Origin of the sequence: Pantoea sp. VS1 (assembly GCF_002207995.1) — a bacterium.
Classification (GTDB): domain Bacteria; phylum Pseudomonadota; class Gammaproteobacteria; order Enterobacterales; family Enterobacteriaceae; genus Pantoea; species Pantoea dispersa.
In genome coordinates this window covers 62,394-87,057 of the sequence record NZ_NHZE01000019.1, presented here as the reverse complement: position 1 = coordinate 87,057, position 24,664 = coordinate 62,394, and the positions used below count along the sequence as shown (strand labels likewise).

23 protein-coding genes are annotated in these 24,664 nt (G+C 58.2%); 11 read left to right on the top strand and 12 right to left on the bottom strand.

From position 1 onward, the window contains the following. Positions 1-37: 37 nt before the first annotated feature. Complete coding sequence (gene lpdA, locus CBW22_RS11010; RefSeq protein ID WP_021507536.1) at positions 38-1,462, top strand: dihydrolipoyl dehydrogenase; 1,425 nt, start codon at positions 38-40, stop codon at positions 1,460-1,462. Positions 1,463-1,611: 149 nt separating this feature from the next. On the opposite strand, the gene CBW22_RS26930 is transcribed toward lpdA, so the two are convergent. Further along, positions 1,612-1,758 carry a Hok/Gef family protein gene (locus CBW22_RS26930; protein WP_021314460.1) on the bottom strand — a complete coding sequence of 49 codons (147 nt, stop codon included), beginning with the start codon at positions 1,756-1,758 and terminating at the stop codon, positions 1,612-1,614. Positions 1,759-2,525: 767 nt separating this feature from the next. Here CBW22_RS26930 and acnB point away from each other — a divergent pair. Then, positions 2,526-5,123, top strand: coding sequence for a bifunctional aconitate hydratase 2/2-methylisocitrate dehydratase (gene acnB, locus CBW22_RS11005; protein ID WP_088516643.1), 2,598 nt, complete (start codon positions 2,526-2,528; stop codon positions 5,121-5,123). A 168-nt stretch (positions 5,124-5,291) separates the two neighbouring features. Then, positions 5,292-5,654 (top strand): protein YacL, encoded by a 363-nt coding sequence (yacL, locus tag CBW22_RS11000; protein WP_031279698.1) that lies wholly within the window; start codon positions 5,292-5,294, stop codon positions 5,652-5,654. Between the two features lie 39 nt (positions 5,655-5,693). Here yacL and CBW22_RS10995 read toward each other — a convergent pair whose 3' ends face one another. The 4 genes from CBW22_RS10995 to CBW22_RS10980 form a co-directional block, all read right to left on the bottom strand. Then, positions 5,694-7,013: an MFS transporter gene (locus CBW22_RS10995; protein ID WP_021507533.1), complete on the bottom strand. Its 1,320-nt coding sequence runs from the start codon at positions 7,011-7,013 to the stop codon at positions 5,694-5,696. Between the two features lie 41 nt (positions 7,014-7,054). Next, the gene (locus tag CBW22_RS10990; protein ID WP_088516642.1) at positions 7,055-8,008 is read right to left on the bottom strand and encodes a phosphoglycerate dehydrogenase; all 954 of its coding nucleotides are present in this window, start codon (positions 8,006-8,008) and stop codon (positions 7,055-7,057) included. A 171-nt stretch (positions 8,009-8,179) separates the two neighbouring features. After that, the gene (locus CBW22_RS10985; RefSeq protein WP_088516661.1) at positions 8,180-9,064 is read right to left on the bottom strand and encodes a dihydrodipicolinate synthase family protein; all 885 of its coding nucleotides are present in this window, start codon (positions 9,062-9,064) and stop codon (positions 8,180-8,182) included. A gap of 11 nt (positions 9,065-9,075) precedes the next feature. Then, the gene (locus CBW22_RS10980; protein WP_058774814.1) at positions 9,076-10,230 is read right to left on the bottom strand and encodes an iron-containing alcohol dehydrogenase; all 1,155 of its coding nucleotides are present in this window, start codon (positions 10,228-10,230) and stop codon (positions 9,076-9,078) included. A 188-nt stretch (positions 10,231-10,418) separates the two neighbouring features. Between CBW22_RS10980 and dtnK the strand changes: the two genes are divergently transcribed. From dtnK to CBW22_RS10965, 3 genes are read left to right on the top strand one after another with little or no spacing between them, the layout of a single operon-like run. Beyond that, on the top strand, positions 10,419-11,690 hold the full coding sequence (dtnK, locus tag CBW22_RS10975) for a D-threonate kinase (protein ID WP_088516641.1): 1,272 nt from the start codon (positions 10,419-10,421) through the stop codon (positions 11,688-11,690). Further along, a complete protein-coding gene (locus tag CBW22_RS10970; RefSeq protein ID WP_441339111.1) occupies positions 11,635-12,663 on the top strand; it encodes a D-threonate 4-phosphate dehydrogenase in 1,029 nt (342 codons plus the stop codon). The genes dtnK and CBW22_RS10970 overlap by 56 nt, the downstream gene beginning before the upstream one ends. A gap of 6 nt (positions 12,664-12,669) precedes the next feature. After that, positions 12,670-13,431, top strand: a complete 762-nt coding sequence (locus CBW22_RS10965) for a DeoR/GlpR family DNA-binding transcription regulator (protein ID WP_022547144.1) — start codon at positions 12,670-12,672, stop codon at positions 13,429-13,431. 78 nt (positions 13,432-13,509) lie between these two features. On the opposite strand, the gene speD is transcribed toward CBW22_RS10965, so the two are convergent. From speD to CBW22_RS10950, 3 genes are all read right to left on the bottom strand, one after another. Further along, positions 13,510-14,319, bottom strand: a complete 810-nt coding sequence (gene speD / locus CBW22_RS10960) for an adenosylmethionine decarboxylase (protein ID WP_021507527.1) — start codon at positions 14,317-14,319, stop codon at positions 13,510-13,512. Positions 14,320-14,338: 19 nt separating this feature from the next. Beyond that, complete coding sequence (gene speE / locus CBW22_RS10955) at positions 14,339-15,193, bottom strand: polyamine aminopropyltransferase (protein ID WP_088516639.1); 855 nt, start codon at positions 15,191-15,193, stop codon at positions 14,339-14,341. Between the two features lie 109 nt (positions 15,194-15,302). Continuing rightward, complete coding sequence (locus tag CBW22_RS10950) at positions 15,303-15,650, bottom strand: YacC family pilotin-like protein (RefSeq protein ID WP_021507525.1); 348 nt, start codon at positions 15,648-15,650, stop codon at positions 15,303-15,305. 177 nt (positions 15,651-15,827) lie between these two features. Here CBW22_RS10950 and cueO point away from each other — a divergent pair, with 177 nt between their 5' ends. Further along, complete coding sequence (cueO, locus tag CBW22_RS10945; protein ID WP_088516638.1) at positions 15,828-17,426, top strand: multicopper oxidase CueO; 1,599 nt, start codon at positions 15,828-15,830, stop codon at positions 17,424-17,426. On the opposite strand, the gene CBW22_RS10940 is transcribed toward cueO, so the two are convergent. Next, positions 17,413-18,708 (bottom strand): cystathionine gamma-synthase family protein, encoded by a 1,296-nt coding sequence (locus CBW22_RS10940; protein ID WP_088516637.1) that lies wholly within the window; start codon positions 18,706-18,708, stop codon positions 17,413-17,415. The two genes, cueO and CBW22_RS10940, sit on opposite strands and share 14 nt — an antisense overlap. Before the next feature lie 154 nt (positions 18,709-18,862). Here CBW22_RS10940 and hpt point away from each other — a divergent pair, with 154 nt between their 5' ends. The 4 genes from hpt (at position 18,863) to CBW22_RS10920 (ending at position 22,497) form a co-directional block, all read left to right on the top strand. Next, positions 18,863-19,399, top strand: a complete 537-nt coding sequence (gene hpt, locus CBW22_RS10935) for a hypoxanthine phosphoribosyltransferase (RefSeq protein WP_021507522.1) — start codon at positions 18,863-18,865, stop codon at positions 19,397-19,399. Between the two features lie 245 nt (positions 19,400-19,644). Next, complete coding sequence (locus CBW22_RS10930; RefSeq protein WP_021507521.1) at positions 19,645-20,571, top strand: ABC transporter ATP-binding protein; 927 nt, start codon at positions 19,645-19,647, stop codon at positions 20,569-20,571. Continuing rightward, a complete protein-coding gene (locus CBW22_RS10925; protein WP_021507520.1) occupies positions 20,568-21,338 on the top strand; it encodes an ABC transporter permease in 771 nt (256 codons plus the stop codon). Before CBW22_RS10930 ends, CBW22_RS10925 begins: the two co-directional genes overlap by 4 nt. Positions 21,339-21,489: 151 nt before the next feature. Further along, positions 21,490-22,497: an acyltransferase family protein gene (locus CBW22_RS10920; protein WP_088516636.1), complete on the top strand. Its 1,008-nt coding sequence runs from the start codon at positions 21,490-21,492 to the stop codon at positions 22,495-22,497. A 36-nt stretch (positions 22,498-22,533) separates the two neighbouring features. Here the strand turns inward: CBW22_RS10920 and panD are convergent, their stop codons facing one another. The 3 genes from panD to panB all read right to left on the bottom strand — a co-directional run bounded on the left by panD (position 22,534) and on the right by panB (position 24,664). Next, a complete protein-coding gene (gene panD, locus CBW22_RS10915) occupies positions 22,534-22,914 on the bottom strand; it encodes an aspartate 1-decarboxylase (protein ID WP_021507518.1) in 381 nt (126 codons plus the stop codon). 85 nt (positions 22,915-22,999) lie between these two features. Continuing rightward, on the bottom strand, positions 23,000-23,854 hold the full coding sequence (panC, locus tag CBW22_RS10910; RefSeq protein ID WP_021507517.1) for a pantoate--beta-alanine ligase: 855 nt from the start codon (positions 23,852-23,854) through the stop codon (positions 23,000-23,002). A 15-nt stretch (positions 23,855-23,869) separates the two neighbouring features. Beyond that, a complete protein-coding gene (panB, locus tag CBW22_RS10905) occupies positions 23,870-24,664 on the bottom strand; it encodes a 3-methyl-2-oxobutanoate hydroxymethyltransferase (RefSeq protein ID WP_088516660.1) in 795 nt (264 codons plus the stop codon).

Genomic DNA, 24,664 nt, shown 5'->3' with positions numbered 1-24,664 from the left:
TCGCTTTTGACCGCCGGCAATCTAACAAGAGGTCATGATGAGTACAGAGATTAAAACTCAAGTCGTGGTACTTGGGGCAGGTCCTGCAGGTTACTCTGCAGCCTTCCGTTGCGCTGATTTAGGTCTGGAAACCGTACTGGTAGAGCGCTACAGCACCCTCGGTGGTGTCTGTCTGAACGTCGGCTGTATCCCGTCAAAAGCGCTGCTGCACGTGGCGAAAGTCATCGAAGAAGCTAAGGCTCTGGAAGAGCACGGTATCGTGTTTGGCCAGCCGCAGACTGACATCAACAAAATCCGTACCTGGAAAGAGAAAGTCATCACTCAGCTGACCGGCGGTCTGGCTGGCATGGCAAAAGGCCGCAAAGTGAAAGTGGTCAACGGTCTGGGTAAATTCACCGGTGCCAATACGCTGGTGGTAGAAGGGGAAGGTGGCGCAACCACCATCAACTTTGACAACGCCATCATCGCTGCAGGCTCGCGTCCAATCGAACTGCCTTTCATTCCACATAACGATCCGCGCGTGTGGGACTCTACCGATGCGCTGGAGCTGAAAGAAGTTCCGAAGCGTCTGCTGGTTATGGGTGGTGGCATCATCGGTCTGGAGATGGGTACCGTCTACCATGCGCTGGGTTCAGAGATCGACGTGGTCGAGATGTTTGACCAGGTGATCCCGGCCGCCGATAAAGACGTGGTGAAAGTGTTCACCAAGCGTATCAGCAAGAAATTCAACCTGATGCTGGAAACCAAAGTCACCGCGGTAGAAGCGAAAGACGACGGTATCTACGTATCCATGGAAGGTAAAAAAGCGCCGGCTGAACCACAGCGTTACGACGCAGTGCTGGTGGCGATTGGCCGTGTACCGAACGGTAAAGGTCTGGATGCTGGCAAAGCAGGCGTGGAAGTGGACGATCGCGGCTTTATCCGCGTCGACAAACAGATGCGCACCAACGTGCCACACATCTATGCTATCGGTGACATCGTCGGTCAGCCAATGCTGGCGCACAAAGGCGTGCACGAAGGTCACGTGGCGGCAGAAGTGATTTCCGGTCTGAAGCACTACTTCGACCCGAAAGTGATCCCTTCTATCGCTTATACCGAGCCAGAAGTGGCCTGGGTGGGTCTGACCGAGAAAGAAGCCAAAGAGAAAGGCATCAGCTACGAAGTGTCCACCTTCCCGTGGGCGGCATCGGGCCGTGCTATCGCGTCTGACTGTGCAGACGGTATGACCAAACTGATCTTCGACAAAGAGACGCACCGTGTTATTGGTGGCGCGATTGTCGGTACCAACGGCGGCGAGCTGCTGGGTGAAATCGGTCTGGCTATCGAGATGGGTTGTGATGCCGAAGATATCGCGCTGACCATCCACGCGCACCCAACCCTGCACGAATCGGTTGGCCTGGCGGCGGAAGTGTTTGAAGGTAGCATTACTGACCTGCCAAATCCGAAAGCGAAAAAGAAATAATTTCGCCTGAGGCTTAGGTTAATTAACGGCTCCTGTAAGGAGCCGTTTTTTTATTAATTGAAAACGTAAGTTGAATAGATAAAAGTGGGCGCAGGAGCATCACCTTAAACGATGCCGGAATAGCGGAGGAAACCCTCCGCTATTGAAGTTTACTGTTGTGCTTCGTAAGCCATGACAGCCGATAATTCAGCCGCGAATATCCGCAATCGTAATTCACACAGTGAACTGCGATTTGCCAGGCATAAACCTAACAGGATGAGCCCGCTGATAATCAGCGTGCTGAATTTCACCTTCATAATCACTTACTCCTTGCATTAGCACGAGCAAGCCACTACCCTTACACTGTCTGGGTGTTTTGGGTAGTGGCTCACCCGTGCGGTTAATGAAAATTAATCGCACGGTTCACCTTCCACCATCCACCCCAATTTCTTTTGCAGATCTTAAGGCAGATAGCCTCAAGCGCCCGCAGGCAGTCTACGCTATTTATTTATCATTTCCTCTTTTATTTTTTATCTCTTTTTTAAATCGCAGTTATTTTTTAAGGGTGTATTTTAATTGAGTGACTAAGTTTAAAGATTCATTTAAACCGGCACTGCGTTGATAATTAATTAGATGTGCGCAAGGCATTGCGTTCAATATTTATCAGGTGATTTGGTATTAATTTTTCCTCAGGAAAACGTGTGTGGGAAGCTGAACGGTAGCCGTTTAGTGCAAGCGCATCAGCACATAACCAAAAGTGAATGAACCGGCCTGAAAGGGGATTGCAGGTTATGGATTCGCTTTATGAAGGCCGGATGCAACAAATTATGCGCTACAACCTGGCTCCGCTGGCTATCGGCACAGGCGCGAACAGGCACTACCAGAGCCGCTCTGGCTTCTCTCCTGGCGCAAAGCGCAGACAAATCTGCTAAATAACGCGCGGATGTTGCTTTTTTGTAAACGGATTAACAATCAGCCGAAATCCTGCTATGCTGGCCGACGCAGAACCGGGCACCTCACCCTACTGTTTGACAGCATCAACAGGTGCACCGGAAAGCTATACAATGAGAGCGAGGAGAACGTCGTGCTAGAAGAATACCGTAAGCACGTTGCCGAGCGTGCTGCCCAGGGAATCGTACCTAAGCCGTTAGATGCTTCCCAGATGGCCGCGCTGGTTGAACTGCTGAAAAACCCGCCAGCGGGTGAAGAAGAATTCCTGACTGACCTGCTGGTCAACCGTGTCCCGCCGGGTGTTGATGAAGCGGCGTATGTAAAAGCCGGATTCCTGGCAGCTATCGCAAAGGGCGAAGCCCACTCTCCTCTGGTCACTCGTGAAAAAGCAGTCGAACTGCTGGGCACCATGCAGGGCGGCTACAACATCCATGCGCTGATCGAGGCGCTTGACGATGAGGCTCTGGCACCGATTGCCGCTGAAGCACTGTCCCACACGCTGCTGATGTTCGATAACTTCTACGACGTCGAAGAGAAAGCCAAAGCGGGTAATCCCCACGCGAAGAAAATCCTTCAGTCCTGGGCTGACGCGGAATGGTTCCTTAAGCGTCCTAAGCTGGCAGAAAAAATCACCACTACCGTGTTCAAAGTGACCGGCGAAACCAACACCGACGACCTCTCTCCGGCGCCGGATGCATGGTCACGTCCGGATATTCCACTGCACGCGCTGGCGATGCTGAAAAACCCACGTGACGGCATCGAACCCGACGATGTTGGCAACGTTGGCCCGATCAAACAGATTGAAGCACTGCAGCAGAAAGGCTTCCCGCTGACCTACGTCGGTGACGTGGTTGGTACCGGTTCTTCACGTAAGTCCGCGACCAACTCAGTGCTGTGGTTCATGGGTGACGACATTCCGTATGTGCCGAACAAAAAAGGCGGCGGTCTGTGCCTCGGCGGTAAAATTGCGCCGATCTTCTTCAACACCATGGAAGATGCTGGCGCGCTGCCGATCGAACTCGACGTTGAGCGCCTGAACATGGGCGATGTGATTGACGTTTACCCATACAAGGGTGAAGTACGCAATCACGAGACCAATGAACTGCTGGCGACCTTTGCGCTGAAAACCGACGTGCTGCTGGATGAAGTGCGCGCCGGTGGCCGTATTCCGCTGATTATCGGTCGCGGCCTGACCACCAAAGCGCGTGAGTCGCTGGGTCTGCCGCACAGCGATGTGTTCACCAAAGCCAAAGATGTGGCCGAAAGCAACCGTGGTTACTCGCTGGCGCAGAAAATGGTGGGCCGCGCCTGCGGCGTGGCAGGGATTCGTCCTGGCGCCTACTGTGAACCAAAAATGACCTCGGTCGGCTCTCAGGACACCACCGGTCCGATGACCCGTGATGAACTGAAAGATCTGGCGTGTCTGGGCTTCTCCTCCGATCTGGTGATGCAGTCCTTCTGTCACACCGCCGCTTATCCGAAGCCGGTCGATGTCACTACACACCACACGCTGCCGGACTTCATCATGAACCGTGGCGGTGTTTCGCTGCGTCCAGGCGATGGCGTGATTCACAGCTGGCTGAACCGTATGCTGCTGCCGGATACCGTCGGCACCGGCGGTGACTCACACACCCGCTTCCCGATTGGCATCTCGTTCCCGGCCGGTTCTGGTCTGGTGGCGTTTGCCGCGGCGACGGGCGTAATGCCTCTGGATATGCCGGAGTCAGTGCTGGTTCGCTTTAAAGGCGAAATGCAGCCGGGCATCACGCTGCGCGATCTGGTGCATGCGATTCCGCTGTACGCCATCAAGCAGGGCCTGCTGACCGTTGAGAAGAAAGGCAAGAAAAACATCTTCTCCGGTCGCGTGCTGGAAATCGAAGGTCTGCCGAAGCTGAAAGTTGAGCAGGCGTTTGAGCTGACCGATGCCTCGGCCGAGCGTTCTGCGGCGGGTTGTACCATCAAGCTGGATAAAGAGCCGATCATCGAGTATCTGAACTCCAACATCGTGCTGCTGAAGTGGATGATCTCCGAAGGTTACGGCGACCGTCGTACGCTGGAGCGCCGTATTCAGGGCATGGAAAAATGGCTGGCCGATCCGCAACTGCTGGAAGCCGATGCCGATGCGGAATACGCAGCGGTGATCGAAATCGATCTGGCGGAAATCAAAGAGCCAATCCTGTGTGCGCCGAACGATCCGGACGACGCACGCTGGCTGTCTGACGTGCAGGGCGAGAAGATCGACGAAGTGTTCATCGGTTCGTGCATGACCAACATCGGTCACTTCCGTGCGGCAGGCAAACTGCTGGACGCGCACAAAGGCCAGCTGCCGACCCGCCTGTGGGTGGCGCCGCCAACCAAGATGGATGCCGCGCAGCTGACGGAAGAGGGCTACTACAGCGTCTTTGGTAAAAGTGGTGCGCGTATCGAGATTCCGGGCTGTTCACTGTGCATGGGTAACCAGGCGCGCGTGAAAGACGGCGCGACGGTGGTTTCCACCTCGACCCGTAACTTCCCGAACCGTCTGGGTACCGGTGCCAATGTGTTCCTGGCATCAGCCGAGCTGGCCGCGGTCGCTTCCCTGCTGGGTAAACTGCCTACGCCGGACGAGTATCAGCAGTTTATGGTGCAGGTGGATAAAACCGCTGCCGATACCTACCGCTACCTGAACTTCGATCAGCTGGGCCAGTACACCGAAAAAGCGGATGGAGTGATTTTCCAGACCGCGGTGTAAAATACGCCTGCCAGTAAAAAAGGGACGAGCGCATCGTCCCTTTTTTTATGCGCTTTTTTCCCTCGCCGTCTCCAGGCATAATGCGAGCGCGATCCCACTTTCTTGCGCGCACTGCGCACAAAATGCACGAAAGCGTGCCGTCTGGCGCGCCACTGGTATGAGGCCAACATGGAATATGAATTTCTGCGTGACGTGACCGGTCAGGTCCGGGTGCGCATGTCGATGGACCACGAAGCGGTGGGGCACTGGTTCAATGAAGAAGTGAAAGAGAACTTTGCGCTGCTGGATGAAGTCGAAGCCGCGGTGCGTGCAGTCAAAGGCACACAGCAGCAGTGGCAGCGCGTCGGGCACGAATATACGCTGTGGCTGGATGAGGAAGAGGTGATGATCCGCGCCAATCAGCTGGCGTTAGAGGATGACGGCCTGGAAGAGGGCATGACTTATTACGATGAGGAGAGCCTGTCGTTCTGCGGCGTGGAGGATTTTCTTGCGGTGATTGCTGCTTATCGCCGGTTTATGGCCGGCCGCTAACGGGCGCCCGCAGCCGGGGCGCCACTGCCGTTACGCAGGTTACACGCCGTTAATGGCGGAACGGGCGTGGGATAAAGGTTCCTCATCCACAATCGGTTCGACCTTGCCGAGCAGGAACAGGTAGTTAAGGATTCCGATCACCACCAGCACCGCCGAGAACACCAGCGCCCAGGTAAAGTGGCCGGTGGCACCGACGATAGCGCCGGTAATGATCGGCCCGACCGCGCCGCCCATATTGGAGACGGTATTCTGCAGCCCGGCAACAATTGACACGCTGTTGGTGGGCGCAACATCGCCCGGCAACGCCCACACCTGAGAGGCCGCGACGGTGGTGCCGGACTTGGCAATACACAGCAGCAGTACCGTCATGAACACGGAATCGGTGAACGGCGCGAACCCGATGCACAGCGCCATCAGCAGGCCAATCGTCAGGAACAGCTTGCGCGTGGCGGTCAGCGACAGCACTTTTTTGTGCACCATACGGTCCGACGCCCAGCCCGCCAGCACTTCAATCACCATGCCGCAGATCAGCGGCAGCGCCGCCACCATGCCCATTTTCAGGAAATCCATCCCTTTGTCTTTCACCAGGTAGGTTGGCAGCCAGGTGATAAAGAAGTAGGAGGTGTAATTGATGGTGAAGAAGCCAATACACATCGCCCAGATGTTGCGGTAACGCAGCAGCTTGTACCACTTCATCGGCCGCACGTTCTTATCGCCGTGCTTCTGCGCCTGGCCATCGCGGATCAGGCGCACTTCATCGGCGCTGATCGCTTTGTGGTCTTCCGGGTTCTCGGCATAAATGAAGTACCAGGCGATGACCCAAATCAGCCCGACGGCACCAATCGCCAGAAAGGTCAGACGCCAGTCAAACAGCGCGATCATAAAGACGATCAGCGGCATGGCGACGGCCCCGCCAAATTTTGATGCGCTGTCGAACAGGCCGGAGACGGTGGCGCGCTCGCGATCCGGGAACCAGCGCGCGGTAATACCGGCGTTGCTGGGATAAGCCGCTGCTTCACCCACGCCGAGCGCCAGACGCAGCGCCAGCAGCGATTTAAAGCCGGTGGCGAGCCCCATCGCCATGGTGGCAATCGACCACCAGCCGACAGCGATACCGAGGCCTTTTTTCTGGCCGAAGCGGTCGGCAAACCAGCCTGCCGGGATCTGCAACAGCGCATAGGACCAGAAAAACGCCGCCATGATAAAGCCCATCATTTCCGGATTGATGTCGAGCTCGGTGATCAGGTGCGGTGCGGCGGCAGAGAGTACGGTACGATCAATATAGTTAATGGCAATGGCCAGCCACATCAGGCCGGCGATCCACCATCTGATGCGTGTTGAGCGTGCGGTGTTGGTCATAATCATTATCCACGCGAAAAGGGTGACAGAGGAGGGCGGCGTCAGGCCAGCCCGTTCATGACATTCATCGGGCGTTCGCCCTGTTTTATACACTGCACAATCTGCGTCACGCAGCGTTCACCAATGGCGCTGATGGCACCGTCGGTATATCCGGCAAGGTGCGCCGTGGGGATAAAGTTGCTCAGGGTGAACAGCGGATGCTGCGCCAGCGGCTCCTGCATAAAGACATCTGCCGCCGCACCGGCAATCACGTTATCCTGCAATGCCTGGTAGAGATCCTGCTCATTCACCACGCCACCGCGTGACGCGTTGATGAGAAACGCGCTCTTCTTCATGCGCTTCAGGCGCGCAGCATCGAACAGGTTTTGCGTCTGGTCGGTGAGCGGCATATGTAAGGTGATGAAGTCGCTGTGCTCCGTCAGCTGATCGAGGCTGACAAACGTCACGCCGTGTTCGGCGGCGAAGGCGTCATCGGGGTAAAAATCGAAGGCGAGGATGCGCATATTGAAGCCTTTAGCGCGCAGTGCCACCTGCTTACCGATATTGCCCAGGCCGATGATGCCGAGCGTTTTGCCGTAGACGTCGGTGGCAAAAATGCGTGGCCAGTGGCCGGCGCGGGTCTCTATTGCGGCGGTGGTGATCTGGCGCGCGCTATTGAGAATCAGCGCAAAGGCGAAATCGGCAACCGCGTGTTTGTTCGCGTCCGGCACGTTCGTCACGTAAATACCGCGCGCACGCGTTGCGTCGAGGTCGATGTTATCGACGCCCACGCCGTGCTTGCAGACAATTTTCAGCTGCGGTGCCAGCGACAGCAGCGCATCGTTGACCTCGGTAAAGGCCACGATCAGGGCGACGGTGTCGGCGAGATGCGGCGCCAGCGCGCTGAGCGGCGCGTCGGCGGGCAGCGTAATCAGCTCAAAGCCCTGCTGGCGCAGTGTGTCGATCGGCGCGGCGTCATAGCGGGCGAACGAAGGTGAAGTACAGATGACTTTCATAGCAAATGCGTCCCGGTATTAATAACAGCAGCCATCGCTGCCTGAATCCGCCCCGCCACCGTCAGATTAACCCTAACCCTGATGGCGGCAAGGGGGAGTGGCGCCTGTGTTGCGCGATGAATCGCGCCGCTACCACAGCTACGTGCGGTAAGTGCTTTGAATTTACTGGCTTTACTGCAAATACTGATTCACGATCTGGCGGATTTTCTGCTCCTCTGCGGCAGAGAAGCGCACCGCATAGCGGCTGTCGCCGACCTCATAGCCGAGCAGCGCCACGGCTTTTTTCACCGCCGCCGGGGAAAAACCAATGCTGTAGAGATCGGTACGCAGGCCGGTGACGTTCTCCTGAGCGGCGCGCGATCCGGCGATGTCACCGGCATGGAAGCGCGCCCAGATGGCGTTAATCTCTTTCGGCGCCACGTTAGCCAGCCCGGAAATACAGGCGGAACAGCCATCGACGAAGCCCTGATGAATCAGTGAATCCGGCCCGTTCAGCACGTTGAAATGCGCAATACCTGCCGCTGCCTGCAGAAAGCCGCTCAGGCTTTCGTAGCTGCCGGCGCTGTCTTTGATGCCAATGATGTTGGGATGCGCTGCCAGCGTGCGCACGGTTTCCGGCAGCAGCGTATTACCGGTGCGCGCCGGAATGTTGTAGAGAAACAGCGGGACGTCGAGGGCGTCGGCCACGGCACGGTAGTGATCAATCAGCTCTTCCTGTTTAAGCGGGACAAAGTAAGGGGTGATCACCGAGACGGCATCCACGCCCAGCTTTGCCACCTGCCTGCCCAGCCGGATAGTCTCACGCGTCGAGATCTCGCCAATGTGCGCCACCACCGGTGCGCTGCCGTTTACTTCGTCGACGCAGGTCTCGGTCACCGCCAGCTTCTCCTGCTCGTTCAGCACGAAAAACTCCCCGTTGGTGCCGCCGCAGAAAATACCGTTACCGGCGCTCAGCTGACGCCGAATCTGTTCACGCTGCGCGGCAGGATTGTAAGCTCCGTCGCGATCAAAAGTGGTGACGATGGCGGTCAGTACGCCCTGAATGTTGTTGCTCATGATTTCCCCGCTCATGCTGAGTGATTTAACGCCGGAAACAGCGTCAGGTAGACGTTGCGCACATCGTCGGCGCTGACTTTCATCGGTACATTCTTCATCAGGCGCTGCACGTCCAGCGCGGCTTCGACCAGATACGGCAGATGATCCGGCCCGATGCCCAGTGCTTCCAGGCTGGCAGGCAGTTTAAGGCGCTGCACCAGCGCGGCGAAATAGGCCACCAGCGCGTGCGATTTGGCCTCTTCATCCAGTGCGCTATCGGCATCCGGCAGCAGATCGTAGGCCTGCGCGAACTTGCTCACCGCCGCCGGACGCACAAACTGCATGCACGGCGCCAGCAGAATGGCGTTGGCCACGCCGTGCGGCAGATGATACTTGCCGCCCAGCGGATACGACATGGCGTGCACCAGGTGTGTCCCGGCATGGGCGATCGCCGCTCCGCCGTAGTAGGACGCCCACAACATATTCAGCCGTGCTTCCAGGTTGTCCGGTTCGGCAAGGGTCTTTTCGAGGCTGGCGAACAGCTTTTTCATGCCGATCAGCGCATAGTTATCACTCACCGGATTGGCCACGGTGGCGGTGAAGCACTCAATCAGGTGACACAGCGCATCAATCCCTGTCGACGAGGCGATGTGCGCCGGCATGCTGGTGGTCAGTTCCGGAATCAGCGCCACGTAGTCCGGCAGCATCACCGGCGAAATAATACCGACCTTGGTCTCTTTCTCCGGAATGGCAAGGATGGCGTTGGGCGTGGCTTCCGAGCCGGTACCGGCCGTGGTCGGGATCAGTAAAGAAGCGGTACGCGTGTGCGGCTTCTCACCGGCCAGCAGCGCCGTCAGGGTTGGCGCATCGGCCACGCATAGCACGGACAGCAGCTTGGCCACATCCAGTACGCTGCCGCCGCCAATGCCGATCACCAGATCGACGTCGCCGTGCGGCAGCGCCGCAACAATCGCCGCCACATCATGCTGGCTCGGCTCGGGCGGCACCGTATCAATCAGGCTCAGGCTGGCGATCTGCTGCTGCAGCCGGGCGATAAGCGCCTGCACCGCCGGAATGCCCAGAATGTTTTTATCCGTGACCAGCAACGCCTTCTGCTTATCCTGCAGTAAATAGCTGAGATCGTTCAGAGCCTGATAGCCACTGATCACGGTGCTGTTGATATTCATGTCATGCCCTTATAACGGTTTTGCACATTATGATTAGGTTTGCTCAATGCTGTGCGGGGTGTATCCCTTTCTGAGGCTAAATTTATAGGCGATATCGATTTCAATTAATTTGATCTTGCTCACATATAATCAATCATGATTGAATATAATCAAATGCAGCACGGCAAGGTGCCGTGACAGGAGAGAGAATGACTTCATCGCCATGGAAAACGCCCGTTCTGGTGATTGCCGACGATTTTACCGGCGCCAATGACGCAGGCAGCGGCTTCGCGCTGGCCGGCGCGCGCGTCCACGTGCTGTTCAATAACCTGACACCCCCGGAGGCCGGCGCTGCGGATGTGCTGGTGATCAGCACCGATAGCCGTGCGGTCAGCGCAGCGGAAGCCGCCAGCCGCACGCATGCCGCCATGCAGCCGCATCAGCAGATAGCGCAACACGGCTGGCTGTTTAAGAAGATTGACTCAACGCTGCGCGGCAATCCAGGCGCTGAGGTGGCGGCCGCGCTGCAGGTCAGCGCGAAACGGCTGGCGCTGGTGGTGCCGGCGGTGCCAAAGCTGGGCCGCATCACGCGCGGCGGGGAAGTGTGGATCCATCAACAGCGCCTGATCGACACCGAATTTGCCAGCGATCCTAAAACCCCGGTGACCAGCAGTAACGTGCTGACGCGCCTGCAGATGCAATGCGATCTGCCGGGCGAGCAGATCGATCTTGCCACGGTACGCAGTGGCACGCTGGCCGCACGGCTGGCGACCAGTCAGGGCCTGCTGGTACTGGACGCGGAACAGCAGGCGGATATCGACGCCATTATCGCGGCTGCCGCGACGCTGCCGGAACGTCCGCTGCTGGTCGGCGCGTCCGGGTTAAGCGATGCGCTGGGTGCGCATCTTGCTGCGCGACCCTCTCGCCCGGTGCTGGCGATAGTCGGTTCGATGAGCGCCATGGCGCAGCAGCAAATCGCCCGGCTCGCCAGCCAGCGTGACATCTGCTTGATTGATATTGATATTTGCCAGCTGTTTGCCACACCGGCATGGCCGCAGGCGGCGGCCTGGCAGCAGGCGATGGTCCAGGCGCTGCGCGAGGGCGTGCACTGTGTGGTGCGCACCACGCAACAGGCTGATCAGCGCCACGCGATTGCGCAGCTGTGTCAGCAGCAGCAGATTACGCGCCAGCAGCTCGGCGAGCGCATCTGCCAGTTTCTGGCGCAGCTGACGCGCGCCGTCTGCGCACACATTCAGCCTGCCGGCCTGTTTCTTTCCGGCGGTGACGTGGCCATCGCAGTGGCGCAGGCATTCGGGGCCAGCGGCTTTCAGATTCAGGGCCAGGTGGCGGGCTGTGTGCCGCACGGGGTTCTGCTTAACAGTGAATTACACCTGCCGGTGATGACCAAAGCGGGTGGCTTTGGTGATGAAAACACCCTGGCAGAAGCCATTCGTTTTATTGAGGAGAAGTCGAGTGAATAACACTATTGCGGTGACCATGGGCGATCCGGCGGGCATCAGCCCGGAAATCATCATTAAAGCACTGGCAGAAGGGGAGCTGGCGGGCATTCCGGCGGTGGTGGTCGGCTGTGCCGCGACGCTGCGTCGGGTGCTGGCGTTGAATATTACGCCGCACGCCGAGCTGCGCGTGCTGGACAGCGTGCAGGATGCGCATTTCGCACCGGGCATCATTAACGTCATCGATGAGCCGCTGGCCGATCCTGACGCGCTGCAGCCGGGCAAGGTGCAGAAGCAGGCCGGCGATCTGGCCTGGCGCTGCGTGAAGCGCGCCACCGAACTGGCGCTGGCGGGCGACGTGCAGGCGATTGCCACCGCCCCGCTGAACAAAGAGGCGCTGCACGCGGCGGGCCACCTTTATCCCGGTCACACCGAACTGCTGGCACAGCTGACCAATACCAAAAATTACGCCATGGTGCTGTATACCGACCATCTGAAAGTGATCCACGTGACCACGCACATCGCGCTGCGTAAGTTCCTCGACACGCTGAACGGAGAACGTATTCAGACGGTGATCGGCATGGCTGACAGCTTCCTGCGTCGCGTGGGCTATGACCAACCGCGCATCGCCGTCGCCGGGGTCAATCCGCACGCGGGCGAGAATGGCCTGTTTGGTGATGAAGAGATCACCACGGTGACACCAGCGATCCAGGCAATGAAGCAGCAGGGCATTGATGTCCATGGCCCGTGCCCGCCGGATACGGTGTTTTTACAGTGCCAGCAGGGGCAGTACGATATGGTAGTGGCGATGTACCACGATCAGGGGCATATCCCGTTGAAACTGCTTGGTTTTTACGATGGCGTCAACATCACGGCGGGACTGCCGTTTATCCGCACTTCCGCCGACCACGGCACGGCATTTGATATCGCCTGGACAGGTAAAGCGAACTCTGCGAGCATGGCGATCTCGATAAAACTCGCGATGCAGCTTGCATAGGGAAATATGAAGGGACAAAGCCGTCTCGACCAGATTATGGACTATCTCAAAAGTCATAATCTGGTCACTGTTGAACAGCTGGTGAGCGCCATTTCTGCTTCGCCAGCCACCATTCGCCGCGATCTGATTAAGCTGGACAAGGAAGGGGTGATTAGCCGCAGCCACGGCGGCGTCACGCTGAACCGCTTTATCCCGACGCAGCCGACCACGCTGGAGAAGATGCAGCGTAACCTGGCGGAGAAGCAGGCCATCGCCCAGTTCGCCGCCAGCTATGTGCAGTCCGGCGATGCGGTGGTGCTGGATGCCGGCACCACCATGCTGGAACTGGCACGACAGCTGACCCATTTGCAGCTGCGGGTGATCACCGCCGATCTGCACATTGCGCTGTTTTTGTCGGAGTTTAAACAGATTGAGACCACCATCATCGGCGGCCGCATCGACGACTCCAGCCAGTCGTGCATTGGTGAGCACGGCCGGCGCCTGCTGCGCAGTATCAATCCGGACATCGCGTTTGTCAGCTGTAACTCATGGAGTATTGAGCGCGGTATTACCACGCCGACGGAAGACAAAGCCGGGCTGAAGATGGATCTGCTGGCCAACGCGCGCCGGCGCATTCTGCTGGCCGACAGCAGCAAATATGGTTCATGGTCGCTGTACTGCGCGGCACCGATTGATAGCCTGACCGATGTGGTGACAGATTCCCGCCTTGATGAGGCGGTATGCCGTGATTTGCGCGAGCGCGGCATTGGCCTGCAGCTGACCGCGTAAATGTGCCGCCCGCATCAGCGGGTGAATGACGTGCGCTGCGCTACCGCGGCGCAGCCTTCACCCACTGCTGGCGCGGAGTTATAACAACTTCAATCCCGTCGCCGGGATATTGCGCCCGTAGTAAATCTCACGCATCTCCTTCCACAGCAGATTGGTAATGCGCTTGTGCTCCTGCGGGCTCAGCTCTTCAGGTTTGGTGTTGAACAGGTAATACTTCAGATCAAATTCCTTCAGCAACATCTTGGTATGAAAGATGTTTTCCTGATAAACGTTAACGTCCACCATGTCGTACATCGCTTTCATATCCTCGGACATGAAGTTCTGAATGGAATTGATCTCATGGTCGATGAAATGCTTCACGCCATTGACGTCGCGGGTGAAGCCGCGCACGCGGTAATCCACGGTTACGATATCCGACTCCAGCTGGTGGATGAGATAATTCAGCGCCTTCAGGGGCGAAATCACGCCGCAGGTCGAGACTTCAATGTCGGCGCGGAAGGTACATAAACCGCCTTCCGGGTGACTCTCCGGATAGGTGTGCACGCAGATGTGACTCTTGTCGAGGTGCGCCACCACCGAACTGGGCAGCGGGCCGGGATGCTCGGAATTATCGATATCCTGCGGATTGATCGGCTCTTCGCTGACCAGAATCGTCACGCTGGCACCCTGCGGCTCATAATCCTGGCGCGCAATATTCAGCACGTTAGCGCCGATGATTGAGCAGGTCTCGGTGAGGATTTCCGTCAGGCGGTTGGCGTTATATTGCTCATCAATATAGGCGATATAGCCATCACGTTCGGCTTCGCTATTGGCATAGCAAATGTCGTAGATACAAAAACTCAGGCTTTTGGTCAGATTATTGAAGCCATGTAGTTTTAGCTTTTGCAATTGGGTTCACCTCCTGAGGTCAGCTGAGCGCGTTTAAAAGGTATTGCGGCAGGGCAAAGCTGCCGATGTGCAGCTGGGGTGTGTAGTAACGGCAGGGCAGTCCGGCCGCGGCAAAACGTGACTGCAGCGTCGCAAGGTCCGGCTGGCGCAGCGCCGGATTATCGCTCGCCCAGGCAAAGGTCATGATGCCGCCGTAGTAAGTCGGAATCGCCGCCTGGTAAAAGCTGACGTCAGCGAAATAGTGGCTGAGTTTGCGGTGGCTGTTGACCGCTTCATCCTGCTGCAGGAAGCAGACGCCGTTCTGCGCGACAAACACGCCACCGGGATTGAGTGCCTGTTTGCAGCCGGCATAAAACGCCGAGGTAAACAGGCTCTCGCCGGGACCGATTGGATCGGTACAGTCGGAGATGATCACATCAAACCGTTCCTGCGTCTGGCTGACGAAGTTAACGCCATCGTCGATCACCAGCTGCAGACGCGGATCGTCAAAGGCGCCGGCGCTGTGGTTAGGCAGATAGGTTTGACAGAAATTCACCACGCCGGCATCAATTTCCACCATGGTGATGTGCTCAACGCTTTGATGCCGGGCGACCTCGCGCAGCATCGCGCCGTCACCGCCGCCGATAATCAATACGCGCCGGGCGTTGCCGTGCGCCAGAATCGGCACGTGCGTCATCATTTCGTGATAGATAAACTCATCGCGCTCGGTGGTTTGCACCACGCCGTCCAGCGCCATCACGCGGCCAAACGCGGCGTTCTCAAAGATCACCAGATCCTGATGCGCGGTTTTATCGCGGTAAAGCAGATTATCTACGCTGAAATATTGGCCAAAGCCGCTATGCAGCGTCTCATGCCAGGTCTCTTTGTCGGCCATGCCGGAGCGCTCCTTATGCTGTTAACGCGCAATAATGCCAGAAAAAAGCATAACGAATTATGACCGTGCTTGCACGGTCAGGGCGTTAACAGCAGCGCAGGGCGGAGGATTATTTCACGTAGGCAAGCAGGCTGAGGGAATCGCGCGCCAGCGACTTACACTTTTTGTCGTTGGTGATGGCGATACCGCTCAAATCTTTGTAGCTCTCTTCACCGAGGGATTTCATGTTGTAAGCGCTGTAATTGCTCAGATCCCAGCGGTTTTGCTGGGCAAAAAACACCAGTGCTTTACGAATCTGCGCGTCGGGCAGATCCTGATAGCCGCAATCATTTTTCAGATAGACAAACACCGCGGTGAGGTCAGCCAGATCTTCTGCTTCGGATTCGCTCAGGGCAAAACTGGTGGAGGAGAAGCCAAGGAGTCCCGCCAGCAGCAGGATCTTGATGCTTTTCGTCATAATCGTTCTCAACAAGGGACAATTTAATGACGTTAGCACAGTTATTGCCGGGATTCCGCTAAATTTGGCTAAATGGGCCACTGGCGCGTTTTTTATCCCGGCGGGCGCTTTCATCGCTTGACCCTCCCGCAGGGGAAAGGTTTACGCTGTGCCCCTATTCACGATAAGGATATGAATATGCAACGTCGTCATTTTCTCAAGCTGACTGCCGCCCTCAGTGCAGCCGGCGCGCTGCCCTTGTGGAGCCGCTCGCTGATGGCTGCTACGCGCCCGCTGTTGCCCATCCCGTCGCTGCTGGAGCCCGATGCACACGGCCAGTACACGCTGACCGCCATGACCGGCAGCAGCCAGTGGAACGGCAAATCCGTCCCAACCTGGGGTTACAACGGTAGCCTGCTCGGCCCGGCGCTGCGCCTGCAGCGTGAGAAAAGCGTCACCGTCAATATTCACAATCGCCTGCCGGAAGCCACCACGCTGCACTGGCACGGGCTGGAAATTCCCGGCGCGGTGGATGGCGGTCCGCAAGCGCTGATTGCGCCCGGCGCCACGCGTCAGGTGAGTTTTACCCCCGATCAACCGGCAGCGACCTGCTGGTTCCATCCGCATCAGCACGGCAAGACCGGCTATCAGGTGGCGCAGGGGCTGGCGGGGCTGGTACTGCTGGAAGATGAGGCGTCCGGCAAGCTGCGGCTGCCGATGCAGTGGGGCGAAGATGATGTGCCGTTGATTTTCCAGGATAAGCAGCTCACTCAGGACGGCACGCGTATCGATTATCAGCTGGATATCATGCGCGCCGCCGTGGGCTGGTTTGGCGATTTGATGCTGACCAACGGCGTGCCGTATCCGCAGCACGCGGTGCCGCGCGGCTGGCTGCGGCTGCGCCTGCTCAATGGCTGCAACGCGCGCTCGCTGCACATCGCCGCCAGCGATAGACGTCCGCTGTACGTGGTGGCGAGCGACGGTGGCCTGCTGGCTGAACCGGTGAAGGTGGAGAGCCTGCCGCTGCTGCCGGGCGAGCGCTTTGAAGTGCTGGTGGATACCTCAGACGGCAAAACCTTCGATATCGTAACGCTGCCGGTCACGCAGATGGGCATGACGCTGGCGCCGTTCGATCAGCCGCTGCCGCTGGTGCAGATTCTGCCGCTGCGCGTGATGGCCAGCGGTACGCTGCCGGACCAGCTGGTGGATGTGCCGCCGCTGCCGGCAACGGAAGGGCTGCAGAGCCGCTGGCTGCAGCTAATGATGGATCCTCAGCTGGATCAGCAGGGCATGCAGGCGCTGCAGCAGCGCTACGGTGCCAAAGCGATGGGCAGCCAGCACGGCGCGGGCAAAGCGATGGATCATGGCAGCATGAACATGGACCATGGCGCGATGGATCATGGCAATATGGAGATGGATCAGGGCAACCCTGCCCGCAGCGCCGCATATGATTTCCACAACGGCAACAAAATCAACGGCCAGGCCTTCAACATGGAAAAGCCCATGTTTGCCGTGCCGCTGGGCAAATATGAAAAATGGACCATCTCCGGCGAAGGCGACGCCATGCTGCATCCGTTCCATATTCACGGCACGCAGTTCCGCATTCTGTCCGAGAACGGCAAGCCGCCTGCGGCGCATCGCGCCGGCTGGAAAGATATGGTCAGCGTCAACGGCTGGCGCAGTGAAGTGCTGGTGCGCTTCAACTACGTCGCCGATAGCGAAAATGCCTATATGGCGCACTGCCATCTGCTGGAGCATGAAGATACCGGCATGATGCTGGGCTTTACGGTGAGCTGACGGCCGCTTCCAGCGCCAGGCGGATATCCTCAATCAAATCATCGGCATGTTCGATGCCGATCGACAGGCGCACCGTCGCGTCGGTGATGCCGATGCGCTCCCGCACCTCCTGCGGCACGCCGGAATGGGTGGTGCTGGCGGGATGGCTGGCGAGCGACTCGGTGCCGCCGAGGCTCACCGCCAGTTTGAACAGCGCCAGCGCGTTGAGAAAGCGGAATGCCGCAGCCTGGCCGCCCTCGATATCAAAGGAGAAGGTGGAACCGGCGCCGCTGCACTGGCGCTGCCAGGTTTCTCCTGCCGGACTGCTGGCGTCGAGATAGGGCAGCCAGTGCAGTTTCGCCACCTGCGCGTGATCGCGTAAAAATGCCGCAACCTGTTTCGCATTGCTGGCGGCTTTCTCCATGCGCAGCGACAGCGTTTCCAGCGAGCGGCCAATCATCCAGCTGGAGTGCGGATCAAGCTGGGTGCCAATCGCGCTGCGCAGCGAACGCACTTTGTTGATTAATGCCCGGCTGCCCAGCGCGGCGCCGGCAATCAAATCGGAATGACCGCCGACATATTTGGTCAGCGAGTAGAGCGAGATATCCGCGCCGTGCTGCAGCGGACGCTGAAACAGCGGGCCGAGCAGGGTGTTGTCGCAGGCGAGAATCGGCCGGGAGCCCTGCTGCTGGGTGATCACCTCCGCCACCTGACGCATCAGTTGGATATCTACCAGACTGTTGGTGGGGTTGGCCGGCGTTTCAATCAGAATCATCGCGACGCGCCCGCGCTGCCACGCCAGCTTCGCGGCTTCATACACTTTATCTTCATCGGTGCCGTCGCTGAATCCCACCGCTTTGATCTCCAGATCGTGCAGCGTTTTGCTCAGCAGCGTTTCGGTGCCGCCGTACAACGGCTGCGAGTGCAGGATCACTTCGCCGGGCCGGGCAAAGGTCAGCAGCGTGGTGGCAATCGCCGACATGCCGGATGAGAACAGCGCGGCGCTTTCGGCACCTTCATAAATGGCCAGCCGATCTTCGACGATCTCGCTGTTAGGGTGGTTGAAGCGGGAATAGACCAGCCCGCCGCTTTTGCCCGCCGGCGGTTGCTGCCGGCCGGCAACGAAATCGAAAAATTCTTTGCCCTCTTCGGCGCTGTTAAACACAAAGGTTGACGTCAGAAACACCGGCGGCTTCACCGCACCTTCTGACAGGCGCGGATCGTAACCGTAGTTGAGCATCTGCGTTTCCGGATGCAGTTCACGCGTGCCGATCTGCGTTTTTTTACCTGATGAAGCGGCCATAGGGATCTCCAGAGAGAGAGGGCAGGATGCTTACAGTTAACGCCAGCGCAATAAATTTCGCCACGATAACGTTTGCGTTCTGTGCGCGGCGTTAGCCTGTGCGTCGACTATGATAGAATGCGCGGCTTTCTGAAAACCTTCTTAGGCGAATGCAATGAAACACACCGTCGACGTGATGATCTCTGAGCAGGAGATCGCAACCCGTATTGCCGAACTGGGCAAGCAGATCAGCGAGCACTACCGCAACAGCGGCAGCGAAATGGTGCTGGTCGGCCTGCTGCGCGGCTCCTTCATGTTTATGGCAGACCTGTGCCGCGCCATTGATGTCGCGCACGAAGTCGACTTCATGACCGCCTCCAGCTACGGCAGCGGCATGTCTTCCACGCGCGACGTGAAAATCCTCAAAGATCTCGACGAAGACATTCGCGGCAAAGATGTGCTGATCGTCGAGGACATCATCGATTCCGGTAACACCCTGAGCAAAGTGCGTGAAATTCTGCAGCTGCGTGAGCCAAAATCGCTGGCGATCTGCACGCTGCTGGATAAGCCGGAGCGTCGTGAAGTTGAGGTGCCGGTCGAGTTTGTCGGCTTTACCATTCCGGATGAGTTCGTGGTCGGCTTCGGTATCGACTACGCACAGCGCTACCGCCATTTGCCGTATATCGGCAAAGTTACGCTGCTGGACGAATAACCGCACAATCTTCCAAGGCTGATTCCCTCCGCCTGCGATAAGATGCGCAGCCCGTAACTCAATGACTTACGGGCTCGGCACGCGTTTTCCTGCGGCACGCAGAGTGGTAGAGTGTGGTGGGTTATCACTCTGCGCAATTCCTTTGATTTCACAACCGTTATCGCTGAATAACCCCGCACGCTCGACGCGAGCGCACTATCATTTCATATGGCTATGATGTCACTACAACAGGGTACGGACTCGCAATGACTTATGCACTGGAACTTTCCGGGCTGACCAAGACCTATCCCGGCGGCGTACAGGCGCTGAAAGGCCTCGATCTCAACGTGGAAGCAGGCGACTTTTATGCCTTACTGGGCCCTAACGGTGCCGGTAAGTCCACCACCATTGGCATTATCAGCTCGCTGGTGAACAAATCCAGCGGCAGCGTGCGCGTGTTTGGCTACGACCTGCAGAAAGATGTGGTCAACGCCAAGCGGCAGCTTGGGCTGGTGCCACAGGAATTCAACTTTAACCCGTTTGAAACCGTAATGCAGATTGTGGTTAATCAGGCCGGTTATTACGGCGTGGAACGCGCCGAAGCGAACAAGCGCGCGGAAAAATACCTCAATCAGCTCGACCTATGGGGCAAACGTAACGAACGGGCGCGCATGTTGTCCGGCGGCATGAAGCGCCGGCTGATGATTGCCCGGGCGCTGATGCATGAACCGAAACTGCTGATTCTTGATGAGCCGACGGCTGGCGTGGATATCGAACTGCGCCGCTCAATGTGGGTGTTCCTGAAAGAGCTGAACGCCAAAGGCACCACCATCATCCTGACCACCCACTATCTGGAAGAGGCGGAAATGCTGTGCCGTAACATCGGCATCATCCAGAGCGGCGAGCTGGTGGAGAACACCTCAATGAAAGGGCTGCTGTCCAAGCTGCAGTCGGAAACCTTTATCCTCGACCTGGCGCCGCGCAGCCCGCTGCCGCAGCTGGAGGGCTTCCAGTATCGTCTGGTTGATACCTCAACGCTGGAAGTGGAAGTGATGCGTGAGCAGGGGCTGAATAGCGTATTCAGCCAGCTGAGCGCGCAGGGCGTGCAGGTGCTCAGCATGCGCAACAAAGCGAATCGTCTGGAAGAGCTGTTCGTCAGCCTGACGCAGGGAAAAACAGGAGTAACCGCATGACGCATCTGTACTGGGTGGCGCTCAAGAGTATCTGGAGCAAAGAGATCAACCGTTTTGCCCGCATCTGGATTCAGACGCTGGTGCCGCCGGTGATCACCATGACGCTGTACTTCATTATCTTTGGCAATCTGATCGGCTCACGCATCGGCGATATGCACGGCTTCAGCTATATGCAGTTTATCGTGCCGGGCCTGATTATGATGGCGGTGATCACCAACGCTTACGCCAACGTCGCCTCGTCATTCTTCAGCGCCAAGTTCCAGCGCAACATTGAAGAGCTGCTGGTGGCGCCGGTGCCGACGCACATCATTATCGCCGGTTATGTCGGCGGCGGCGTAGCGCGCGGCGTGTGCGTGGGCGTGCTGGTGACGGCAGTGTCGCTGTTTTTCGTGCCGTTCCACGTATTCTCGTGGCCGATGGTGGCGATCACGCTGCTGCTGACAGCGATTCTGTTCTCGCTGGCGGGCCTGCTGAATGCGGTGTTTGCGCGCACCTTTGACGATATCAGCCTGATCCCGACCTTCGTGCTGACGCCGTTAACTTACCTCGGTGGCGTATTCTACTCGCTGGCGCTGCTGCCGCCGTTCTGGCAGGCGGTGTCGAAGCTCAATCCGGTGGTGTACATGATCAGCGGGTTCCGCTATGGCTTCCTTGGCATCAACGATGTTCCGCTGGTGTTGACGCTGTCAGTGCTGGTGGCGTTTATCGTGGTGTTTTACGTGCTGGTGTATGCGCTGATTCAGCGCGGACGCGGCTTGCGCACCTGAGGCGCAGCTCCGAACAAGAAGCTGCTGCCGGCGTCGTCCGGCGGCGGCTTTTTTTTACCCACTCTTCGTAATTCCAGACGCGTCTTGTGCTTTCAGTCTGTGGCTTTCCCCATAGTGGCCGCTGACCAAAAAAGCAGCGGGGAAGCGAAGAGTGAATCGGGTATCATGGATTGATAATTTACGCGGCATGAGCATTCTGGCGGTGATTTTTTTGCACTGCATGATTGCAGTGAACCAGCAGGCCGGGCACTTCACTGCCTTTAACGAGCTGGTGAATCAGCTGCTGGCGCCGGTGCGTATGGGGCTGATGTGCTTTGTCTCCGGACTGTTCGTCGCCAGCGGTTTACGCCACGGGCAGGCGCGCTATCTGCGAAACAAAGTCAGCAGCATTCTCTATCCGTTTGCCGTCTGGGCGCTGATCTACGGCGGGCTGAAGTGGACCTTCAGCGCGATGGCCAATCACCCGCAGTCGCCATTGGCCATCGCGCTCGGCCATCTGAGCGGCGGCGATATCACCTGGTTTCTGCACTCGCTGTTTCTGTTCTTTGTGCTGATTATCCCGGCGCGCCGCCTGCCTGCGGCGCTGGTGCTGACACTGTGCGTTGCCGGTGCGGTGCTGCTGCCGCCGGTGCCGCCTGACTCGCTGTTTGCCAGTTTCGACAACCTGCATCTGAACAAGTCGCTGGTGCTGTTTGCCTTCTTCTACAGCGCCGACTGGCTGGTGCGCCAGGATATTGATATTGCCGCGTTCGCGCAGCGTCGTACGCCGCTGCTGCTGTCGCTGACCGCCTTTATGCTGCTCGCGGCGTTCAGCCTGTGGGGCGGGCTGCGTCAGCATTCGCCGTGGCTGCTGCCGCTGGCGCTGCCCTCAATCCCGCTGTTCGTTGCGCTGGCCTGCCGTATCAATCTGCGGGCGATTAACTACGTTGGCCGCCATTCGATTGTGTTTTATCTGTCGCACTATCTGGCGATTCAGGTGTGCAGTAAATTGCTGCGCCACGACGGCCACTCTGCGTGGCTGGCTGACCTGCATTTTGTGCTGGCGTTCAGCGTCGCGCTGGCGTTGCCAACGGCGCTGTGCGTACTCCGGGCAAAAGGATGGTTTGACTGGTTGTTTACGCTGAAGCGCAAAGGGCAGCCGCAGCTGGCGGGCGTATAAGGGAAAGGCGCGCTGTCAGTACAGCGCGCGGGATGATCAGGCCACCTGTACCGGCAGCGCTTTAGCGATACGTTTCATCTCGTTATCGCCGTCGAAGTAGGCCACTTTGGGCTGCCAGCTGCGCGCCACTTCATCTTCCACCTGCACATAAGAACAGATGATCAGCAGATCGCCCTGACAGGCACAGCGCGCGGCTGCACCGTTGACCGAAATGATTTTTGAGCCACGCTCGGCGGCAATGGCATAGGTAGAGAAGCGCTGGCCGTTGGTGACGTTATAGATGTCGATGGCTTCGTATTGCAGAATGCCGGAGGCATCAAGAAAATCCTGATCGATGGCGCAGGAGCCTTCATAATGCAAATCCGCCTGCGTCACTTTTACGCGGTGCAGTTTGCCTTGTAATACGGTACGAATCATAGCGTGATACCTTTGTTATACCCGTGCGCGGCCGGTTTCCACCGCGCAGTGTGTAGCGGGTACATGCTGCCCATAAACGACGGCGTTAAACCGTCAGATCCACTTGCTGATTATCAATCAAACGCGCATTGCCGAGCCAGGCGGCCATCAGAATCACTGCGCGCTGGCTGTCGACCGTCAGCGGCTGCAGCGTATCGGCATCGCAGATGGCCAGGCCGTCGGGGCGCAGGCCCTGATCGCGCAGCGTCTGTTCGGCGTGTTCAATAATCTCATCCACGTGCCGCTCGCCGTTGCTGAGGCGCTGCGCCATGCTGTTCATCACCTGGCTGAGCACCGGCGCCAGCTTGCGTTCATCGGCAGTAAGATAGCCGTTACGTGAGCTGAGCGCGAGACCGTCTTTGGCGCGCACCGTCGGCACGCCAACGATGTCAATGTCAAAGCCCATGTCCGCTACCATCTTGCGGATGATCGCCAGCTGCTGAAAATCCTTCTCGCCAAAACAGGCGATATCCGGCTGTACCAGATTAAACAGCTTGCTGACGATGGTGGCCACGCCGCGGAAATGACCGGGACGGCTGGCACCCTCCAGCAGCGAGGAGAGGCCCGGGACTTCAACAAACGTCTGGCTGTCGAGACCCTGCGGATAGACATCGGCCGGCGCCGGGGCAAAGACCAGGTCGACGCTGTGGCGATTGAGTTTTTCACAATCGTCCTGCAGCGTGCGCGGATAGCGCGCCAGGTCGTCGGCGCGATCAAACTGCATCGGGTTAACGAAGATCGATACCACCACGATATCTGCGCGCTGGCGTGCTTCATCCACCAGCGTCAGATGCCCCTCATGCAGGTTGCCCATAGTGGGCACCAGCGCGATGCGTTTACCTGCCTGGCGCCAGCGTCGAATCTCACGGCGCAGCAGCGGCAGCGTTTCAATGATCAGCACTGCAAATCTCCTGATTTACTGGAAACTGTGTTCGGCAGCAGGGTAGGTGCCTGCCTCAACGTCGGCCATATACTGGCGAATTGCCGCACGAATGTCGCCGGTTTCCGCAAGGAAATTTTTGGCAAATTTTGGAATGTGGCCGCCGGTAATACCAAACGCGTCGTGCATCACCAGAATCTGGCCGTCGGTGACGTTACCGGCACCGATGCCGATCACCGGTACCGACAACGCTTTTGTGACGCGCTCAGCCAGCGCGACCGGCACGCACTCCAGCACCAGCAGCTGCATACCGGCCGCTTCCAGCGCCAGCGCATCCGCCAGCAGGCGCTCGGCTGCCGCTTCATCGCGCCCCTGCACCTTGTAGCCACCGAAGATATTAACCGACTGCGGTGTCAATCCCAGATGACCACACACCGGCACGGCGCGTTCGGTCAGCATGCGCACGGTCTCTGCCAGCCAGGCGCCGCCTTCCAGTTTTACCAGGTTGGCACCGGCGCGCATCAGCTGCGCGGCACTGTCAAAGGTTTGCTGCGGCGTGGCGTAACTCATAAATGGCAGGTCGGCCATCACCAGCGCGTTAGGCGCACCGCGCCGCACGGCGGCGGTGTGATAAGCAATATCGTCGACCGTCACCGGCAGCGTGGAATCATGGCCCTGCACGGTCATGCCGAGCGAATCGCCAATCAGCAGCAGCGGAATGCCCTGGTCGGCAAACAGGCGCGCGAAGCTGAAATCGTAGGCGGTCAGCGTGGCGAACTTGCGGCCGCTGGCTTTCAGCTGGCGTAAGTGAGAGAGGGTGGTGGGTTTCAT

Bases quoted from the DNA above. Each gene is read 5' to 3' on its own strand.
- lpdA (WP_021507536.1), top strand. From the start codon at position 38: ATGAGTACAGAGATTAAAACTCAAGTCGTGGTACTTGGGGCAGGTCCT.
- CBW22_RS26930 (WP_021314460.1), bottom strand. From the start codon at position 1,758: ATGAAGGTGAAATTCAGCACGCTGATTATCAGCGGGCTCATCCTGTTA.
- yacL (WP_031279698.1), top strand. From the start codon at position 5,292: ATGGAATATGAATTTCTGCGTGACGTGACCGGTCAGGTCCGGGTGCGC.
- CBW22_RS10995 (WP_021507533.1), bottom strand. From the start codon at position 7,013: ATGACCAACACCGCACGCTCAACACGCATCAGATGGTGGATCGCCGGC.
- CBW22_RS10990 (WP_088516642.1), bottom strand. From the start codon at position 8,008: ATGAAAGTCATCTGTACTTCACCTTCGTTCGCCCGCTATGACGCCGCG.
- CBW22_RS10985 (WP_088516661.1), bottom strand. From the start codon at position 9,064: ATGAGCAACAACATTCAGGGCGTACTGACCGCCATCGTCACCACTTTT.
- CBW22_RS10980 (WP_058774814.1), bottom strand. From the start codon at position 10,230: ATGAATATCAACAGCACCGTGATCAGTGGCTATCAGGCTCTGAACGAT.
- dtnK (WP_088516641.1), top strand. From the start codon at position 10,419: ATGACTTCATCGCCATGGAAAACGCCCGTTCTGGTGATTGCCGACGAT.
- CBW22_RS10970 (WP_441339111.1), top strand. From the start codon at position 11,635: ATGAAAACACCCTGGCAGAAGCCATTCGTTTTATTGAGGAGAAGTCGA.
- CBW22_RS10965 (WP_022547144.1), top strand. From the start codon at position 12,670: ATGAAGGGACAAAGCCGTCTCGACCAGATTATGGACTATCTCAAAAGT.
- speE (WP_088516639.1), bottom strand. From the start codon at position 15,193: ATGGCCGACAAAGAGACCTGGCATGAGACGCTGCATAGCGGCTTTGGC.
- CBW22_RS10950 (WP_021507525.1), bottom strand. From the start codon at position 15,650: ATGACGAAAAGCATCAAGATCCTGCTGCTGGCGGGACTCCTTGGCTTC.
- cueO (WP_088516638.1), top strand. From the start codon at position 15,828: ATGCAACGTCGTCATTTTCTCAAGCTGACTGCCGCCCTCAGTGCAGCC.
- CBW22_RS10940 (WP_088516637.1), bottom strand. From the start codon at position 18,708: ATGGCCGCTTCATCAGGTAAAAAAACGCAGATCGGCACGCGTGAACTG.
- hpt (WP_021507522.1), top strand. From the start codon at position 18,863: ATGAAACACACCGTCGACGTGATGATCTCTGAGCAGGAGATCGCAACC.
- CBW22_RS10930 (WP_021507521.1), top strand. From the start codon at position 19,645: ATGACTTATGCACTGGAACTTTCCGGGCTGACCAAGACCTATCCCGGC.
- CBW22_RS10925 (WP_021507520.1), top strand. From the start codon at position 20,568: ATGACGCATCTGTACTGGGTGGCGCTCAAGAGTATCTGGAGCAAAGAG.
- panD (WP_021507518.1), bottom strand. From the start codon at position 22,914: ATGATTCGTACCGTATTACAAGGCAAACTGCACCGCGTAAAAGTGACG.
- panB (WP_088516660.1), bottom strand. From the start codon at position 24,664: ATGAAACCCACCACCCTCTCTCACTTACGCCAGCTGAAAGCCAGCGGC.